Annotated in this window: 27 protein-coding genes and 1 pseudogene; 13 read left to right on the top strand and 15 right to left on the bottom strand. The window is 47.9% G+C overall.

Annotated features, from left to right (window positions below; genetic code table 11):
• Nucleotides 1–731: 731 nt before the first annotated feature.
• Nucleotides 732–986, bottom strand: a complete 255-nt coding sequence (locus SIB79_RS04650) for a guanylate-binding protein (RefSeq protein ID WP_011825842.1) — start codon at nt 984–986, stop codon at nt 732–734.
• A 212-nt stretch (nt 987–1,198) separates the two neighbouring features.
• On the opposite strand from SIB79_RS04650, the gene SIB79_RS04645 reads away from it, so the two are divergent.
• Nucleotides 1,199–1,585 (top strand): hypothetical protein, encoded by a 387-nt coding sequence (locus tag SIB79_RS04645; protein WP_063403032.1) that lies wholly within the window; start codon nt 1,199–1,201, stop codon nt 1,583–1,585.
• A gap of 14 nt (nt 1,586–1,599) precedes the next feature.
• Here SIB79_RS04645 and SIB79_RS04640 read toward each other — a convergent pair whose 3' ends face one another.
• Nucleotides 1,600–1,785: a hypothetical protein gene (locus SIB79_RS04640; protein WP_236072520.1), complete on the bottom strand. Its 186-nt coding sequence runs from the start codon at nt 1,783–1,785 to the stop codon at nt 1,600–1,602.
• A 30-nt stretch (nt 1,786–1,815) separates the two neighbouring features.
• Between SIB79_RS04640 and SIB79_RS04635 the strand changes: the two genes are divergently transcribed.
• Complete coding sequence (locus SIB79_RS04635; RefSeq protein WP_268873532.1) at nt 1,816–1,944, top strand: hypothetical protein; 129 nt, start codon at nt 1,816–1,818, stop codon at nt 1,942–1,944.
• 68 nt (nt 1,945–2,012) lie between these two features.
• Nucleotides 2,013–2,222 (top strand): hypothetical protein, encoded by a 210-nt coding sequence (locus tag SIB79_RS04630; RefSeq protein WP_081215623.1) that lies wholly within the window; start codon nt 2,013–2,015, stop codon nt 2,220–2,222.
• 60 nt (nt 2,223–2,282) lie between these two features.
• On the opposite strand, the gene SIB79_RS04625 is transcribed toward SIB79_RS04630, so the two are convergent.
• From SIB79_RS04625 to SIB79_RS04610, 4 genes are all read right to left on the bottom strand, one after another.
• The gene (locus tag SIB79_RS04625) at nt 2,283–2,450 is read right to left on the bottom strand and encodes a hypothetical protein (protein WP_155724574.1); all 168 of its coding nucleotides are present in this window, start codon (nt 2,448–2,450) and stop codon (nt 2,283–2,285) included.
• Nucleotides 2,451–3,028: 578 nt separating this feature from the next.
• Nucleotides 3,029–3,271 carry a hypothetical protein gene (locus SIB79_RS04620; protein ID WP_052646222.1) on the bottom strand — a complete coding sequence of 81 codons (243 nt, stop codon included), beginning with the start codon at nt 3,269–3,271 and terminating at the stop codon, nt 3,029–3,031.
• A 392-nt stretch (nt 3,272–3,663) separates the two neighbouring features.
• Nucleotides 3,664–3,870 (bottom strand): hypothetical protein, encoded by a 207-nt coding sequence (locus SIB79_RS04615; RefSeq protein WP_413681152.1) that lies wholly within the window; start codon nt 3,868–3,870, stop codon nt 3,664–3,666.
• Nucleotides 3,871–3,890: 20 nt separating this feature from the next.
• The gene (locus SIB79_RS04610) at nt 3,891–4,118 is read right to left on the bottom strand and encodes a hypothetical protein (RefSeq protein WP_155724573.1); all 228 of its coding nucleotides are present in this window, start codon (nt 4,116–4,118) and stop codon (nt 3,891–3,893) included.
• A gap of 309 nt (nt 4,119–4,427) precedes the next feature.
• On the opposite strand from SIB79_RS04610, the gene SIB79_RS04605 reads away from it, so the two are divergent.
• Both SIB79_RS04605 and SIB79_RS04600 read left to right on the top strand, forming a co-directional pair.
• A complete protein-coding gene (locus tag SIB79_RS04605; RefSeq protein WP_196757576.1) occupies nt 4,428–4,589 on the top strand; it encodes a hypothetical protein in 162 nt (53 codons plus the stop codon).
• A gap of 49 nt (nt 4,590–4,638) precedes the next feature.
• The gene (locus SIB79_RS04600) at nt 4,639–4,899 is read left to right on the top strand and encodes a hypothetical protein (protein WP_196757575.1); all 261 of its coding nucleotides are present in this window, start codon (nt 4,639–4,641) and stop codon (nt 4,897–4,899) included.
• Between the two features lie 37 nt (nt 4,900–4,936).
• Here SIB79_RS04600 and SIB79_RS04595 read toward each other — a convergent pair whose 3' ends face one another.
• Nucleotides 4,937–5,254 carry a hypothetical protein gene (locus SIB79_RS04595; RefSeq protein WP_413681151.1) on the bottom strand — a complete coding sequence of 106 codons (318 nt, stop codon included), beginning with the start codon at nt 5,252–5,254 and terminating at the stop codon, nt 4,937–4,939.
• A gap of 141 nt (nt 5,255–5,395) precedes the next feature.
• Between SIB79_RS04595 and SIB79_RS04590 the strand changes: the two genes are divergently transcribed.
• Nucleotides 5,396–5,611, top strand: a complete 216-nt coding sequence (locus tag SIB79_RS04590) for a DUF3764 family protein (RefSeq protein ID WP_268873535.1) — start codon at nt 5,396–5,398, stop codon at nt 5,609–5,611.
• Nucleotides 5,612–5,790: 179 nt separating this feature from the next.
• Here the strand turns inward: SIB79_RS04590 and SIB79_RS04585 are convergent, their stop codons facing one another.
• A complete protein-coding gene (locus tag SIB79_RS04585) occupies nt 5,791–5,982 on the bottom strand; it encodes a hypothetical protein (RefSeq protein WP_063403030.1) in 192 nt (63 codons plus the stop codon).
• A gap of 17 nt (nt 5,983–5,999) precedes the next feature.
• On the opposite strand from SIB79_RS04585, the pseudogene SIB79_RS04580 reads away from it, so the two are divergent.
• From SIB79_RS04580 to SIB79_RS04570, 3 genes and pseudogenes are all read left to right on the top strand, one after another.
• Nucleotides 6,000–6,179: pseudogene (locus SIB79_RS04580) on the top strand (carbamoyl-phosphate synthase); the annotation flags it as partial.
• Between the two features lie 406 nt (nt 6,180–6,585).
• Nucleotides 6,586–7,266, top strand: coding sequence for a hypothetical protein (locus tag SIB79_RS04575; RefSeq protein WP_155724572.1), 681 nt, complete (start codon nt 6,586–6,588; stop codon nt 7,264–7,266).
• Between the two features lie 947 nt (nt 7,267–8,213).
• Nucleotides 8,214–8,432: a hypothetical protein gene (locus SIB79_RS04570; RefSeq protein ID WP_063403027.1), complete on the top strand. Its 219-nt coding sequence runs from the start codon at nt 8,214–8,216 to the stop codon at nt 8,430–8,432.
• 307 nt (nt 8,433–8,739) lie between these two features.
• Here SIB79_RS04570 and SIB79_RS04565 read toward each other — a convergent pair whose 3' ends face one another.
• From SIB79_RS04565 to SIB79_RS04550, 4 genes are all read right to left on the bottom strand, one after another.
• Entirely contained in the window at nt 8,740–9,075 is a 336-nt protein-coding gene (locus tag SIB79_RS04565; RefSeq protein WP_063403026.1) for a hypothetical protein, read from the bottom strand.
• Nucleotides 9,072–9,362: a SemiSWEET transporter gene (locus tag SIB79_RS04560; protein WP_063403025.1), complete on the bottom strand. Its 291-nt coding sequence runs from the start codon at nt 9,360–9,362 to the stop codon at nt 9,072–9,074. The genes SIB79_RS04565 and SIB79_RS04560 overlap by 4 nt, the downstream gene beginning before the upstream one ends.
• Before the next feature lie 293 nt (nt 9,363–9,655).
• Complete coding sequence (locus tag SIB79_RS04555; protein WP_236072511.1) at nt 9,656–9,871, bottom strand: hypothetical protein; 216 nt, start codon at nt 9,869–9,871, stop codon at nt 9,656–9,658.
• Complete coding sequence (locus tag SIB79_RS04550; RefSeq protein WP_268873531.1) at nt 9,858–9,992, bottom strand: hypothetical protein; 135 nt, start codon at nt 9,990–9,992, stop codon at nt 9,858–9,860. The genes SIB79_RS04555 and SIB79_RS04550 overlap by 14 nt, the downstream gene beginning before the upstream one ends.
• A gap of 81 nt (nt 9,993–10,073) precedes the next feature.
• On the opposite strand from SIB79_RS04550, the gene SIB79_RS04545 reads away from it, so the two are divergent.
• The 3 genes from SIB79_RS04545 to SIB79_RS04535 all read left to right on the top strand — a co-directional run bounded on the left by SIB79_RS04545 (nt 10,074) and on the right by SIB79_RS04535 (nt 11,085).
• Nucleotides 10,074–10,214: a hypothetical protein gene (locus SIB79_RS04545; RefSeq protein ID WP_196757578.1), complete on the top strand. Its 141-nt coding sequence runs from the start codon at nt 10,074–10,076 to the stop codon at nt 10,212–10,214.
• A gap of 170 nt (nt 10,215–10,384) precedes the next feature.
• Nucleotides 10,385–10,663 carry a hypothetical protein gene (locus SIB79_RS04540; RefSeq protein WP_036912024.1) on the top strand — a complete coding sequence of 93 codons (279 nt, stop codon included), beginning with the start codon at nt 10,385–10,387 and terminating at the stop codon, nt 10,661–10,663.
• Between the two features lie 221 nt (nt 10,664–10,884).
• The gene (locus SIB79_RS04535; RefSeq protein WP_236072509.1) at nt 10,885–11,085 is read left to right on the top strand and encodes a hypothetical protein; all 201 of its coding nucleotides are present in this window, start codon (nt 10,885–10,887) and stop codon (nt 11,083–11,085) included.
• Here SIB79_RS04535 and SIB79_RS04530 read toward each other — a convergent pair.
• Together SIB79_RS04530 and SIB79_RS04525 are read right to left on the bottom strand one after the other, a co-directional pair.
• On the bottom strand, nt 11,073–11,813 hold the full coding sequence (locus SIB79_RS04530; protein WP_011130271.1) for an amino acid ABC transporter ATP-binding protein: 741 nt from the start codon (nt 11,811–11,813) through the stop codon (nt 11,073–11,075). The genes SIB79_RS04535 and SIB79_RS04530 overlap by 13 nt on opposite strands.
• Entirely contained in the window at nt 11,810–12,838 is a 1,029-nt protein-coding gene (locus SIB79_RS04525) for an amino acid ABC transporter permease (protein WP_063403024.1), read from the bottom strand. The genes SIB79_RS04530 and SIB79_RS04525 overlap by 4 nt, the downstream gene beginning before the upstream one ends.
• A 231-nt stretch (nt 12,839–13,069) precedes the next feature.
• On the opposite strand from SIB79_RS04525, the gene SIB79_RS04520 reads away from it, so the two are divergent.
• Complete coding sequence (locus tag SIB79_RS04520) at nt 13,070–13,306, top strand: DUF6868 family protein (protein WP_041384377.1); 237 nt, start codon at nt 13,070–13,072, stop codon at nt 13,304–13,306.
• 175 nt (nt 13,307–13,481) lie between these two features.
• On the opposite strand, the gene SIB79_RS04515 is transcribed toward SIB79_RS04520, so the two are convergent.
• The gene (locus tag SIB79_RS04515) at nt 13,482–13,991 is read right to left on the bottom strand and encodes an HdeD family acid-resistance protein (RefSeq protein ID WP_063403023.1); all 510 of its coding nucleotides are present in this window, start codon (nt 13,989–13,991) and stop codon (nt 13,482–13,484) included.
• Nucleotides 13,992–13,995 lie beyond the last annotated feature (4 nt).

Genomic DNA, 13,995 nt, shown 5'->3' with positions numbered 1-13,995 from the left:
ACTCATTATCTGGTTGATTGCTGGTTGCAGCCATCAGGCTGCATCAACTGCAGCAAAAGGAGACTGAATAACTTCGATGACTAACCATCAAAAAGCCCCGCCATGGTGCGGGGCTTTTGCTTATTTATTTTCTACCCCTGGGGCGGTGGCGACTTTTTGTTTTCATCCTTCACCGCTATCGATAGGTTCTCTCAACCTCTTGCAAAACGCAGTGACCTGGCTCAATGCCAGCAGTGAGTTTGAGCACAAGCAACAAGAACATATCCATTTCCTCTGCAAGTAGCACAAATAACTGACATGAAGAAGGGCACCCGCGTCGAATGCCCTCAAGTCCAGTACAGGTTTTCAGGGTTTCAACGTCCTCGGACTCCTGATCTAGGTCAAAGCAAGCAAAAATAAGGCGTCAGTAGGCAGTATTACTCCTTTCGATCAACGATCTCTAAACGCCCTAGCACTCCCCTTTCGCACCACTAAGGGGCTGGATCGCACAAGCATTTTTTGCTGCTAAGGACACAAAAAAGAACCCCCGAATCTGATTGGGGGGGTTCAGGTAGGCCTTATCTTGTCAACGACGATCTCTATGACCGGTTGTATCTCTTGAAACCCTTGCGGTCACTTATCAGCAACTGACCAACTCATACAAGAAAAAGGGGCCCGCAGGCCCCGTAAAACGTACCGTTGTATCCCAGCGAACGACGGCAGATGGGTCCCACTCCAGCTGCCGATAGCGGTCACTCTTTTGTGGCCGCTAACTCTTTGTCTGGCTCAGCTGCTGGCAGGGCAGCTTGGAGTTCGCCGATCTGCTCGTTAAGGCGCTCAATCACCTGAGAGTGATGCTCTTTGCGAGCTTCAAGTTTGGCAACTTGGCGCTCGTTTTCTTGGGCACGCAGCTTGTTGTACTGCGAATCAGGAATCACAACAACGCGATCACGAGGAATGCTGTAGCCGAATGGAACGTCAAAGACGGAATCGAATAGTGAATACATGATTGTTCTCTTCAAGACCCCTACAGTTTGACTCCACCAGAATGTTCAACCGAACCAAAAGGGTCGTGAGAACCAGGGCCGGTCGGCGATCGACATCCCGTTTTGAACGTCTCTGGTACGGTTTTCGCGACTCAAAATCGATCGTCTCCTCAAGCGCTAACAACAGCGTCTTCGCTTAACCAAGATTCAACGCTTGACTCTTCGACTCGCTGTTGTTCTCCTCCTCAGCAAGAGGAGCTTCGAGCCGTTTCTTTGCTCTTTGTGCTGTTCGCTTCCTGTTCTTGCCTCTTGTGGCCATGCTGAATACAGCAAACGTTTGTCAGTTCTCCAGTATGGAATTGAACGGTGGATATGTAGGCCTTGCGATCATTTGCCTCTATTTCGCTATCTGGCCGTTTTTTGGGATCGCCAAAGAACTGGGGTGGTTCAGAGCAACAAAGGAGATCAGACTTTCACAGGAAATCAGCCTAGACACTGAATCAGGACGCGATCACAGCCCAATCAGTCGGGATGATTCATTCAAAAGGGATCTGGAGAAGACCTTCGCGCATAGCCCTTCACAGGTCTCCGATGATTGGAGGCCATTACCAGGAGGGTGACACGACCCTTACTACTAGTGAGATGCCGTGGCCATCCAGCCCTCTTCTTGCTGTCTTTTTCGATAGCTCCCTGGCCTCAACCACTTGGAGGTAGATTCTCTTTTTTTTAGGAGGGCCGGCACGCCTTTCATCGGCCGGCCTTTGATCACTTCAATCTGGCGATCTAGAGAACTACAGCCGAGAACATCTTTAAAACGCAGATACCAATACCCCTTTGAGTCAGATCAACAGTGCGTCTTGCCATTCCTGACCGCCCTCAGCGTCGAGACCTACGCGTCAATGCCTATGTACTACTGAAACCCAGCGCTAAAGATGCTCTGCGCTTCTACGGCCCTGACGTTTCTCAACAAAGGAGCTAAGACAAGAAGAGACTGGTCAGAACCTATGGAGGACAACCTTGTTCAGAAAGAATTGCTTTATCTATTCGGTGGGATCGTTGCTATTGGTGCTGCTGGCCTCCTGGCCTGGTTCCGTTCGGGCAGGAGAGGCAACGGCTGATGGTGAATCGGAGCAGATGGCACAGGCGCAGGCGCAGCGAAAAGTCCCTCAAGGTAAAACTGTCACTGACATGTCGTGCATAACAATTGCTGTTGCCATGAGCACGCGCTATCGCTGCACGGCCACTTGGGCTGATTGAAAGTCCAAATGAAAACCCAGGGCACTTGGTGTGATCTCATCACTTGTTTTGGGCAGTCAATCACTGAAACCCTTTCGTGTTCTTGGGAACAAATTGTTTTTGCTTCGGTTTCTTGTCGGCTTTCTTGTCCCTTTGAAGCCAGACAGCTAGACCACCACCACCAATAACACCGAGTGCAACCAGCAGATAGCGCAAATTGTCGCCTGCTTGAACAGCGGTGTCTTCCATAGTTTTCGAGGTGTCTCCTGTTGTCCTAGCTCTTTTAGGGGCGGGGAAGCACTTGGAACACTTACCCAGTTACATCAAACCCATGAGGCCGAGCAAGTCTTTTGAGCTGAACACTATGAGGTTGGGCCGTCAATCAGCCGTCCTCACCGTTCCCTCCAAAACGCCAGGCAAAGAAGGCAGCAGCACCAATAACAACAATCCCAATCTCAAATAGATAGAGCCTCAATAGTTCTGGTGGCAAAGGTTTTTAGGCGGTTTGTCTTGTCCTAACTCCTTTGTTGAGAAACGTCAGGGGGCGTTGAAGAGGGTCACCCCTTGGCAATGGGGCTTAGCACTAACGAAAGGCTCCTGATGGTGAGGGGTGCGCATGGCCAACTTTTAACAGATGAACCAAAGCCGAATTGGGAACGCCAAGTTCACCTGCAATGCGTTCAGCTGTAACTGCTGCGGAGTGCTAGCAGAAGGGAGGGCGACTCCTGGTGTGGAGTTCTTCCCTTCGATAAGCGGCGAGTTGCAGCAATACTTAGCTCCTCGTCTGATGTCTAAGAAGCTACGGCAGGTTATTAGGCCTCTCTATCTCAGCAAACTGATCTGGATCGACTGGTCTCCAGAACCTTCAGATAAAGCTGCTCGTCAATTTCTCGGATGTCGTACTCCGTTGGCTTTACTCCGTGAGCATGCTCATGAACCACCATCCAGCAGCTGCGCTCCAACTCCCCGCCTGCACTTGCCGAAAGCTCTAAAGCCTTAGTGACAAGAGCGTCTAAAACTGCCGGGTCTGGTTCTGTCAATTCCAGCTCTCGATTAGCACACATCATCATGTTTAGCAGGCAGAAATACACCAAGGCTTAGCGACTGCGAGAAGACTTGCTGGCATGCAAAAAGGCCACGCCCTCAGGGCCTTGATCCAGCAACTCCCTGATGTTGAGACGTCTAAGAACAGCTTTGATCACATCCCGATATGTCATAAAAACCAGGCCGGCTGATTTTGATGGGCTGCCTCGAAGGCCCATAGCGGATCACAAGCATGCAAGAAAAGGACGGCCACAGCGAGTACCGCCCATCCACGCTGTGTGAGGAGTGTCGTAGCTCTGTTCTACTTCTTCAAAAAACCTTCCTTAGAAGCAGAACAGGTATAAGCACTCATCCCTTAACAGTGATGGATGTTGCTAGAGCGTGTGTCGAAAGGACAGGGCCTCCTCCGGGGGGCTTTTTATTGGCCTTTTTTAGACAGGGCCATGTAGTTGGTCATGTTGGTGAGCTTGTCTTCCAGCCTTTGCTTGAGCGTGTCGTGAGCTGAAATGACATTCTTGAGTAGAACTCGCATCTCCTCAATGTCATCTAGTGAATCGACCTGAGAGCGTGCGCTCTCGATCGTGCCTTGTGAGGCCTTCTCAAGCCCCACCCAATTCCTCAACACTGCGTGACCCCCTTGATGTATCAAATGTAGCTCTGAACACAAGGGGCAAGGTGTGACACCTCGACCCGTAATGGCTGAAACCGCTCACCCTTTGGTGTCTGGCTTCGCACAAGAGGGCAGATCCGACCCTCCCATGACACTCCAGGAACTTCAGGATCAGCCCTTAGCCTTTGCTCAGGACTAGAAATTAACCAGAGCCCAAGCCATCCATCAGCCTCACCATTGCGGTGATGGTCCACAAGGTTCATGTCTACAAGTCAGCCTTTGATTTTGTTCACGGTGAAAACGCCTTCAAGGTTATGGCTGGCGAGATTAATGACGACAAGCGGCTCCGATTTCTGGTTTGACTAGTTTTAAAAAAGCGAAGATCTGCAGGCCCCACGCCAGGGCCTTTTTTATGGGGTACCTAAAGAATTAAGTGCAAAATCGGTGACAGATCCAAGGCACGTCGAGTTGCTGACTCAATAAGACAAAAAAAGTGTCCGGGATTGACAACAAAAAACGGGAAAGTCCTCGATGGTTGCAGAAGTCGCCACGGAAACGATGTCCAGAAGCGCTTGGCTCAACCCCCCAACTCGCTGCTCGGCAGCCTCGACCTGGCGGTCCTTTTACCAACCGTCAAAACAGACGTCGCCCTCACCGTCCGTGATTACTTCAAAGGATTCTTCGTCTATTCCCGAGGACACCTCAACGTCTCCAAAGTAATCCCGTTCATATAGCCCCCACCCCAGTAGGAATCGATCCCCTATTGAACCCACTTCAAAAGCGGTGACAGACTTAGCGTCGCCCGATAGGCCAGGAGATGACATGCGCTTCCTACTGATCGCAGCTGCAACGTTGATCTTGACGGTGGGTCCTGGTATCAGGGCTTGGTCTTCTTCTGAAGAAGATCCCTGGATGCAGGGAACTGTTGCCTGGAGCCGGCCAATAAAAAAAACCCACACGAGGCGGGGCGTTGATGGTTTTGTCGGGGAATTGATCGCGCACAACACTTCGCGCCCTGCTTTCCCCATCGAGGGTATTGTATAGCTTTCAGCCGAAGCTTCAGGCTCCCCGAGAGAAGTTTTTAGCGACTGCGAACATATTGCCCAACAGTCCAATACTGTCCATCTGCATAGTCTTGACACCTGGCAGACATAATTGGCTTACCAGTTTGTTGATCAACTAAAAAGCCATTCCTGAGTCCTGTAAGGCAATCTGGAAGATTTGGATCAATAGGATTTACCTTTGGGCAAGCAGAGGCAGAATTGATAAAGGATGCACTAAAAACAGCAGCAGCAATAGAAAAAAAGACTTTTATTGATCTCAAGGTGTTGTGAGGCTCTCGCCCCGTAAAATCCCACTCTTGGCGGGGACAATTAATGATTCTTGCGTTGGTGATCACTGGCGCCTAGCACCTTGCCGAGTAACTCTCGACACAGCACGCAAAACTAATTTAGTAAATAATCGAGCAATTGCTGGCTATCTAATGGAAACTACCGTCTGCATCTTCAAGCTGACCGTCCCCTTTGCGCAGTAGGTCGCCATCTTAGACAGTGAGGACTTGAGCAAAATGAATACAGCAGCAGGAGTGACACCGCTGTATCGGGGTGTCAGCACTGAAGATCCCAGCAAGGTGGTGGTGATCCACCAGGCAGCCACTGGCATGGCCACAAAACTGATGGAAGACAACAAGGAGCTGATTGAAAGCAGCGGCCATATATGGGATAGCACTGAACTCAGTACCTACACCACAGAGTGATCGAGGCTCGAAACCCTGAAAACCTGTCCTGGACATGAGGGCATTCGACGCGGGTGCCCTTCTTCATGTCAGTTATTTGTGCTACTTGCAGAGGAAATGGATATGTTCTTGTTGCTTGTGCTCAAACTCACTGTTGGCATTGAGCCAGGTCACTGCACTTTTAAAGAGGTTGAGTGAATCTATGGATAGCGGTGAAGGATCAAAACAAAAAGTCGCCACCGCTCTAGGGGGAGAAAATAAACAAGTAAAAGCCCCGCCATCTTGCGGGGCTTTTTGATGTTCAGTCGTTGATGTCCCTCAGTCTTATTTTTGCTGTAGTTGATGTGGGCTGATAGCTGAAACCAGAGACCTCCCAGATAATTAGTGAGCATTTAAGTGTTCAAACCCAGTGCAGCTATCACTCCGCCTTCCTCTATCGCTTACTGGTGCTGCGGCTCTTGCCTTAGCCAACTCTCCCATCCAACCAGTCGCTGCTCAAGAAGTAGAAGGCAGTGCAGCAGATCTCGGCGTCATGGAGATCAACCTCAAAGACGCTATTCAGTTCAACTGGGGCTTTCAAGGTGCATTGCACTGCAAGAAGTATTAGCAATTTTTAGGACTGGCGAAGAAACTATTCTCGTAAAACTTTATCGTTTTAGGAGGAATCAGGTTGAGTGGTTAATCGCCTGCATGAACTTTAGACGCAAGGGATCAGATTTCAGTTATGATTTTAGCAAGGTGAAAAATTTTAAATGAAACAGAAGTATACGAATGTACTTTTTACTGCTCTTTTGAGTAGTACTATTTTTTTGTTCGATTGCAATGCCAATGCAGGGTTAATGGATGAATATAAACTTCAAAATTAGTGTACATGGGAAAGCGCAAATTATGCTATTAGTTCAGAAAAAAGACTATGTCTTTTGCAAGGTAATAAAATAATAACAGTCTACGAGGATAATCACCCAGGAATATCTGCGCGTCTAAATCAGAAGGTATTGTCAAGTAGGCATAATGAGAGAAGGATAGAAGTATGGGAGAAAGAAGGGAAGAAATTGCATTTATACACTTGCGATGCAGCAATACAAGTGGGGTTCATTGTATTTGAAAATCCAAACAATTGGAAGTGCAAAGGCATAATAAAGATAAGGACCAGTGCTTTTAAGATAGATCAAGAATATAAAGCCAAAGAATTAGAAAGGAAAAAGCGAGAAACCTTAAATGACAAAGATAGTACGCTAGGTTTTGTATTTAAAACTAAATTGGAGGCAGAAATAGAGGCAGAAGAACTTGGATGTAAAGGAGTCCATAAAATGGGAAACATGTGGATGCCTTGCGCGGTTAGGCGAGGGGTTCCTCCTGTCATAAAAACCATTAGCAAACCATCAACAGTCGCCTTGGCTGAACATCTCACAAGCACTGATGCCGTGCTATATAGTACTTACTGGTGCCCCCATTGCCATGAGCAGAAAGAGCTGTTTGGTCTAAAGGGTACCGCCCAGCTTCAGATAGTGGAGTGTGCACAAGATGGTCAAAACAACCAACATGCCATCTGCGAAAGAAAAGGCATAGTCAGCTTCCCAACTTGGGAAATAAATGGAAAGCTTGTCTCAGGAGGAGTTATCCCACTTAATAAGCTAGCTGATTTAAGTTCCTACGAAGGACCAAGAGAATTCTAAAATAACTAATTAGTTCCTAGTATGCCCTATAGATTGGCAATTGGTTTCTCTGAAATTTTAAATTTAAGTTTTCAGTTTTTTGAAAGCTATTTGAGAAACAGCAAAACGAAAAATCACTAGAAATACTGCGCACATCTATCGAGTACCTTGTCATTCACTATGGCAATAACAACTACTTTCTGTGGGTCATTGTAGGTCGAGGTCCTTGGATCATTTTTGACTGCATACAAAAGCTCGCTATCAATGACATCAAGAGATCTCCCCTCAGAAAGCATTCTACATTTAATATCAGCGTAATGGTTGGTTAACCGATCAGCATCAGGTGGCAACTCGAATGCCTGAACAGGCAATGCAGAAGTCACAACAAGAGCAAAAATAAATAGAATTGATCTGTGTATTGAAAAGGACCTAGAATTGATTAAAGAAGGACGATTGAGAATACTTAAATGCACTTACTTGCAAATGAAGGGTTTCCGATTGTTAAAATACATCTTCTAGTAACGTTGCATTTGTGAATCAGGCAGTGTATATCCCCATCTTTCATTAGGTCCTCGTTGCGGGAAAACAATTCATGAAAGTAGCATTCTTGTGTCACCATCCCTAATTCCATTTGGTTTTCTAAATCTCAAGGCAAGCTGATGTCAATCCTCAGGAATCTGATTGAGCCTTTCATCCCAATCCAAACCTAAACGTATTGTCACACTATCAATAGCTGTGAGTCAGATCATTCCAACAGAGCGTGATGCTGCTAGAAAGGTAGATATTGAAAGGATTGATTAATGGCCAACCTTAAGGAAGCAGCATCACTGATCAACGAGCTAAGCCAAGCAACGCAGCTGGAGCTATACAAAAGCTGGCAGCATAATCAAGAGGCAGCAGTCAGCAGGCTTGTTGAAACAGCATAAGAAAAAGGACAGGCAGGCTATGACGCAGCAACAGTAAAAAGGTTGATCGAAGAATTTATTGCTGAAGTGCAGAAGAACGATGAGAATGAAGACTTAGAATTAAGCGAAGCGGAACTCGCGGCAGTGTCCGGAGGGTTCGAAATGAAAGGACGGAAGATTGTTGCTGAAGAAAATTCAGGAAATGAAACTCGAGAGGAAAAGAAAATGTCGAAAATGCTAGAATTGACAAAAGAATTAAAAAAAGAGAGATACTTTAATTGAAAAAAAAATGAGTAAAATTAGTAAAAGGGCAATAAAAAATCATCCCGACTACTAACGTGACCGACTTCAGATCTCGGAAGAGAAGAATTTTACTAGACCTGTTAAACATCTCCATGGCAGTCAGCGAAGAATCGTTATGCAATCAAGGCTGAAATTAGCCTTCAATACCTGGCACCTTCTTGCCAACAAGCTACGTGTAAAGACGTTTAGTTGATAGAGGCCAGATCTGAGAATAGTTAAGTGCCACTAAAAAGCTAACCATCAACTTCTGGGCTCTAATCAATACCTATATCTCCTAAAATCACTCTTAGAATGTGAACTGAATATCACCATCTCTGATTCCATTGGCCCTGCGGAACTTCACCGCATCCTGATGCCAATCCTCGGGGATTTGATTGAGGCGAACATCCCAATCCCATGGCAATCGTTGTTGGCCTGGAGCAACCCTCTTTTTCTTATTTCTATTCCTTGAATGACTGACTAGTCGTTTAAGCATGCGTCTACCCCAGTGGCACTTGGGAGCAGCTTTGCTGTGATGGCGATAACCCTGGCAGAAATGCTCATAGCGCTTGGCACATCCATCAAGTGTTGTCGATAGCTTTAAAAAGACTGGGTGCCATTCACTGATCCCATCTGCTTTCAACCTACTGTAGTGGGCTGCTTCGCGTAGATTAGCTTCAAAGTAAGGATTGTCATGTTGAGGATGAAGGTAATGATGTTTGCAATGAGAACAGGAAGAGCATTCGTTTCTATCGCATAGATGATCCAAAATAACAGACCAGTGATAAACATCAAGAGCATCACTATTGATACATCATCAGCCTTCTTGCTTTTCCATGTCTTTATGACCTGAGGTATGAATGCAATGGTCGTTAATGCAGCAGCTATAAAGCCGAAGGTGTTAGGCGTTATGAGTTGATCAATGCCCATTTAGAACTCTAAGAATTAGTTTCTAGAAAATAATTCTCTCAGTGTAATTGCACAGCATCGTTGCCTATCTAGAGAGCGTACCCCAGTAGCTTTTGGGAGTGCCTTGGCAAGACGGTCCTTGCTTAGACATTCCTCTGCAAAAAAACCTTTATCGGATGTGCTCCACCCAGAAAGCCAACAGCTGTTCATTTGACGGAGCGAGTGGTGCTTTGTTTTCGATAAGGAATTGGATGATGGTTGCCTTCCTTGTGTATTTGCTCCGTCCAGTGAGAGCCATGTGTGACGCAATGGCTCTACGCTCTGACACCTTCAGCTTTTCGAACGGCTCCTTCTTTGCTGGAGGAACGACCTAAAGGCGCGAGGGGAAATGCCTTGGCCTCCACCTCATTCTTCAGAGCCTGAAGCGTGCGGGCCTGGGAGTCGATGTGCTCCCCAATGTCACGAGCCAGCTTCTTGTCGAGGATGTTGATCTCCTCAATGGCTTCAAGCAACCCATCAGCGATCGACATCGACCACCTCCTTGGCTGCCTCACGCCGAGCAAGCCATGCCTCCTTCGCCTGATCCAATGCAAGGCGGAAGGCCTGGATGAATGCCCGCACAGCCTCAACCATGCTAGACCCAGAGAACACGCCCCAAGAACCGTTCTCCTCAAAAGCCTCTTCTAGAGCTTCTCCTGCGTTCTCGAGCTACTTAAGCAGCTGGTTATAACCATGGAGGATCTGGTTCAGCTCAGCCTTCTGGCGCAGGCTGAGATCCATCTTCTCCGGCAAATCAGCTCGTTCAGCTTGGAGCTGAGAGATATGCGCCTTTTGACGACCGACTTTTCGCTTGTATTGGCAGGAATGGCTTGAAATGTCATTCGCTGACCATTAAGCCCCCCTTTGGGGAAGAGCAAACGTGAAGCTGTAACCAGCAATCAAGAGCTGAATGATCACTGACCAGAAGATCATTTACTTACCACCTCTGGACATGCGAGCTCATCAGAGGTGTGCAAGGCTGCAGGGATGGACATGTGATCTAGATGGAGACGCACACTGCTCTACTCACGTTGATCTCAATGGCGGTGTTGGTTGGCCTTGGTGTTGGCTATTTGGCAAAAACTGCGATGTTTAAGAACGGCCCAATCGAGAGAGGTCCACTCGGGCAAATGAAGGCAGGAGGGCTGTTTGACTTCGGGGCTGGGGAAAAGGTCAGCTCTCAACGAAAGCCTCCCTATCAAGCAAAGATCAGCCAGGACGAGACAATCAAAGCGCGACTGGAGAAGACCTTTGCTGATAGCGCATCAGGAAAGGACGACTGAGAATGACTGTTGCGCAATGAATTACCAAGTATTATAACGAAGTTATTGTTCTTGCATGATCCAATTGGTTGTGTGGCAAAGGCATCAAAGTAATGGCAAAGCAAAACTCTCCTTGATTAGTATTTTAATAAGTCTTGGTTTTAACAAGTCTTGGTTATCAGTGCTTGAACGGATACCGCTCTTGGATGTTTGGGTAGAACGCAGATAATGACAGAAGGCCGGTGAATGCAGGCGATGTTGATACTTATATCAAGGGAGCTCACTCCGTTAGTGATAACCGTGATGTCTTCTTCTCGTATGTTGCATCAGGACTAGAAGCTTTCAGTAACAGCTGGAATTTCAATGCCTATGCACAAGTTTCAATCACTGATGTCGAAATTGCTTCAATCCTAAAAATCCCTGGAGAAATTCACATCATTTGATTGAGAAAACGGCGGCTGCGCTCTTCACGAGCATTCGCGAAAAACTCATCTGGTGATGAAGTCTCCACAACCTTGCCCTCATCCATAAACAACACCCGATCTGCCACCTCACGGGCGAAGCCCATCTCATGGGTGACAACCACCATGGTCATCCCATCATTCGCTAGCGACCGCATCGCATCAAGAACCTCCTTGACCCGTTCCGGATCGAGAGCGCTTGTCGGTTCATCAAAAAGCATGATTTCGGGTTGTAGTGCGAGTGCACGTGCAATGGCTACTCGTTGTTGCTGCCCTCCACTCAGCTGGCCAGGGTATTTACCTGCCTGCTCGGCAATTCCCATCTGAGTTAATAAATCATTAGCGCGTGCCTCCGCCTCCTTTCGAGGCCGACGTTGCACACGAATCGGTGCAAGGGTGATGTTGTCGAGGATGGATAGATGTGGGAAGAGATTGAATTGTTGAAACACCATGCCCACACGTTTACGGATACGTCGTATTTGATGTTCATCGTGGTCTGCATCTAAGGGGATACCAAGCACTTCAAGTCGCCCTTCATCAAGCGACTCGAGTCCATTGAAGGTTCGAATCAAGGTGCTTTTACCAGAACCCGAAGGACCCATTACGACCAAAACTTCTCCGCTTTCAACATGCAACGACACCTCATCAAGAGCTCGCTGATGATCACCAAAGGATTTAACAAGGCCCGTGGCTTGAATGGCTGGAATCATTGCTTTGAAGTCGCAGACCTTGTGGGGCTCAGTTGATGTTCAAGATGACGGGCAAGTAAGGCCATAGCAGTGCAAACCAACCAGTAAACACCTGCTAGCCATACATACACCTCCAGATACCGACCAATGAAATCAGGGTTGGCCAATAGGCTGCGACTGATCCCCAGGAGTTCCACCAAACCCAAGATGGCCATCAGGCTGGTGTTCTGAAGTAATCCAACTGCTTGGTTGGTCAGAGCCGGTAGGGCTGTACGAAGTGCCTGCGGCAACACCACAAGTTGAATTATTTGCTTCGGGCTTAGTCCCAGCACAGCAGCAGCTTCACGCTGGGTTCGTGGGATCGCCTGCAATCCACCTCGTACGTCTTCAGCGATGTATGCAGCAGCAAATAATGCGAAGGCCAACACAGCGCGCAGAACTCGATTCACTTCTAGATGCATGGGAAGGAAAAGGGGAATCAACAGCTGACCAAAAAACAACACTGCGATCAGAGGAACAGCCCGCATCACGTCGATATAGATACTGCAACTTCGTTGGATCACGGCCAGCCTGGTTTGACGCCCGAGTGCCAAAAGGATGCCCAGCGGTAGAGCAAGAGCACCACTGCAGGCGGTTAGCAGCAGGGTGAGGGTTAGGCCACCCCAGGCATGAGAAGGGATCGGCAGTAAACCGAGGCCACCGGCAAGAAGAACCACACCACAGGGCACCATCGCAATCCATACCAAAGGCAAGGCCTTCCGAATCCAACCCCGACGTGGCCCCAACAGCGTTAATAAGGTGAGGCCTATCAGCAGCGCAATCCAAAGAAATGGGCGCCAACGTTGATGAGGTGGATAGCTGCCAAAGGCATACAGCGGAAGGTTTTGGCTAACGACTTGCCAATCCGCATCAACAAAAAGCCAATGCAGGGTTGTGGTCGCAATCCAACCAAGCAGGGCAAGCAGCAAAACAGACATCAAGCCATCCAGAGGGGTGGCCAATAGGTGCCGTTTCAGACGTTTAAAAGGGCTTGGCCCAGACTGCATCAGGATTTAGCAGGTGTACTCAGGAGAACTAGAAACTCAATTCGGACCACTTCTCTTGGGATAGAAACGATCAAGGGACAGGCTCAAACGCATAGGCCATCGATGCAAATCATCAACGTAAGCCCATTTGTACATCCTGTTGAAACAGAGGTTCTGTTGCCCTTGTTGAACCAAGCATGGACAGAAGCAAAAGCCATTGCTATTTCTTAGAGATCAACCAAGATCTAGGCAATGGAGAGAGCTGAATTCGCTGAAATCTTTGCCAAGGCAACGGTGCTGAATTTCGCACTCTTGACCTTCTGGCTGATTGCTTTTATACGGCATCGTGAATGGGGCTACCGCTGGCATTCACGATGGTTCATCGATCTCAGCAAGAGAAGCTTTGACCGCCTCCACTACGGCGGAATGATGCTTTACGAAATCATGATCATCCTCTTCTGCTTGACACCTGCTTTGGTACTTAGGTGAGGTTAATGATCCTTTTAGCTTCTGCATTGCCTCGGAGTGCATTGGCTACAGCTAAGTAGTAGTGCAAATGTTCATGGATTCAATGCATCCCTGTGGGAATGTTGAGATCTCAGCTTATTAATCGAGACTGGTCTCATTGGCGATACTTGATGATGTCGCCAATGAGATCCACTTGCTATGCGGTCTCAGCAGGCTTAGGGCCCCTCAGCAGGTTGATTGCAGATAGGAACAATGCTGCTCCGAATAATGTTCCTAGAGCCCAAATACTGTCTGAAGGCCATTCAATAACAAGTAAGAGACCGAAGATTGCAGTGATCACTCCATCGAAGACCACCAATCCACCTAAAGGGCTTGGAGATGCTGCACCTCCAGCCAATTCCATCAAGCCTTCTATGAGCAGCAAGACCCCTGCAAACAAGGTAAGGCTGATTTCACTATCAACCGGGTCGATCAAAATCCAAAGAGCAGCTGCGATATAAAGCACGCCACTGAAGCCTCTAAACACTTTGCCCTGCAGGCTTGCTTCACCGCCAAGACGCAATAATTGGCCAATGCCTGCGGCACAGGCAGCCCCCCCGAGGGCAATGGTTAGCAAGGTGGCCGAGGCAAAAGGCAAAAGGATGGCAATGGCAGCTGCAATAAACAAGAGCACTGCTGCGATGCGCCGTTGAAGTAAAGAATCCATGAAA

The organism is Prochlorococcus sp. MIT 1342, assembly GCF_047304495.1.
GTDB classification, from domain to species: Bacteria; Cyanobacteriota; Cyanobacteriia; order PCC-6307; family Cyanobiaceae; genus Prochlorococcus; species Prochlorococcus marinus_D.
This window is presented reverse-complemented; position numbering and strand designations above follow the sequence as displayed.

Coding starts and splice junctions, on each gene's coding strand:
- SIB79_RS04560 (WP_063403025.1), bottom strand. CDS start 9,362: ATGGGCATTGATCAACTCATAACGCCTAACACCTTCGGCTTTATAGCT.
- SIB79_RS04610 (WP_155724573.1), bottom strand. CDS start 4,118: ATGAACCTTGTGGACCATCACCGCAATGGTGAGGCTGATGGATGGCTT.
- SIB79_RS04555 (WP_236072511.1), bottom strand. CDS start 9,871: ATGTCGATCGCTGATGGGTTGCTTGAAGCCATTGAGGAGATCAACATC.
- SIB79_RS04545 (WP_196757578.1), top strand. CDS start 10,074: ATGGAGGATCTGGTTCAGCTCAGCCTTCTGGCGCAGGCTGAGATCCAT.
- SIB79_RS04585 (WP_063403030.1), bottom strand. CDS start 5,982: ATGCTCACTAATTATCTGGGAGGTCTCTGGTTTCAGCTATCAGCCCAC.
- SIB79_RS04520 (WP_041384377.1), top strand. CDS start 13,070: ATGGAGAGAGCTGAATTCGCTGAAATCTTTGCCAAGGCAACGGTGCTG.
- SIB79_RS04515 (WP_063403023.1), bottom strand. CDS start 13,991: ATGGATTCTTTACTTCAACGGCGCATCGCAGCAGTGCTCTTGTTTATT.
- SIB79_RS04525 (WP_063403024.1), bottom strand. CDS start 12,838: ATGCAGTCTGGGCCAAGCCCTTTTAAACGTCTGAAACGGCACCTATTG.
- SIB79_RS04650 (WP_011825842.1), bottom strand. CDS start 986: ATGTATTCACTATTCGATTCCGTCTTTGACGTTCCATTCGGCTACAGC.
- SIB79_RS04620 (WP_052646222.1), bottom strand. CDS start 3,271: ATGATGATGTGTGCTAATCGAGAGCTGGAATTGACAGAACCAGACCCG.
- SIB79_RS04540 (WP_036912024.1), top strand. CDS start 10,385: ATGGAGACGCACACTGCTCTACTCACGTTGATCTCAATGGCGGTGTTG.
- SIB79_RS04625 (WP_155724574.1), bottom strand. CDS start 2,450: ATGGAAGACACCGCTGTTCAAGCAGGCGACAATTTGCGCTATCTGCTG.
- SIB79_RS04530 (WP_011130271.1), bottom strand. CDS start 11,813: ATGATTCCAGCCATTCAAGCCACGGGCCTTGTTAAATCCTTTGGTGAT.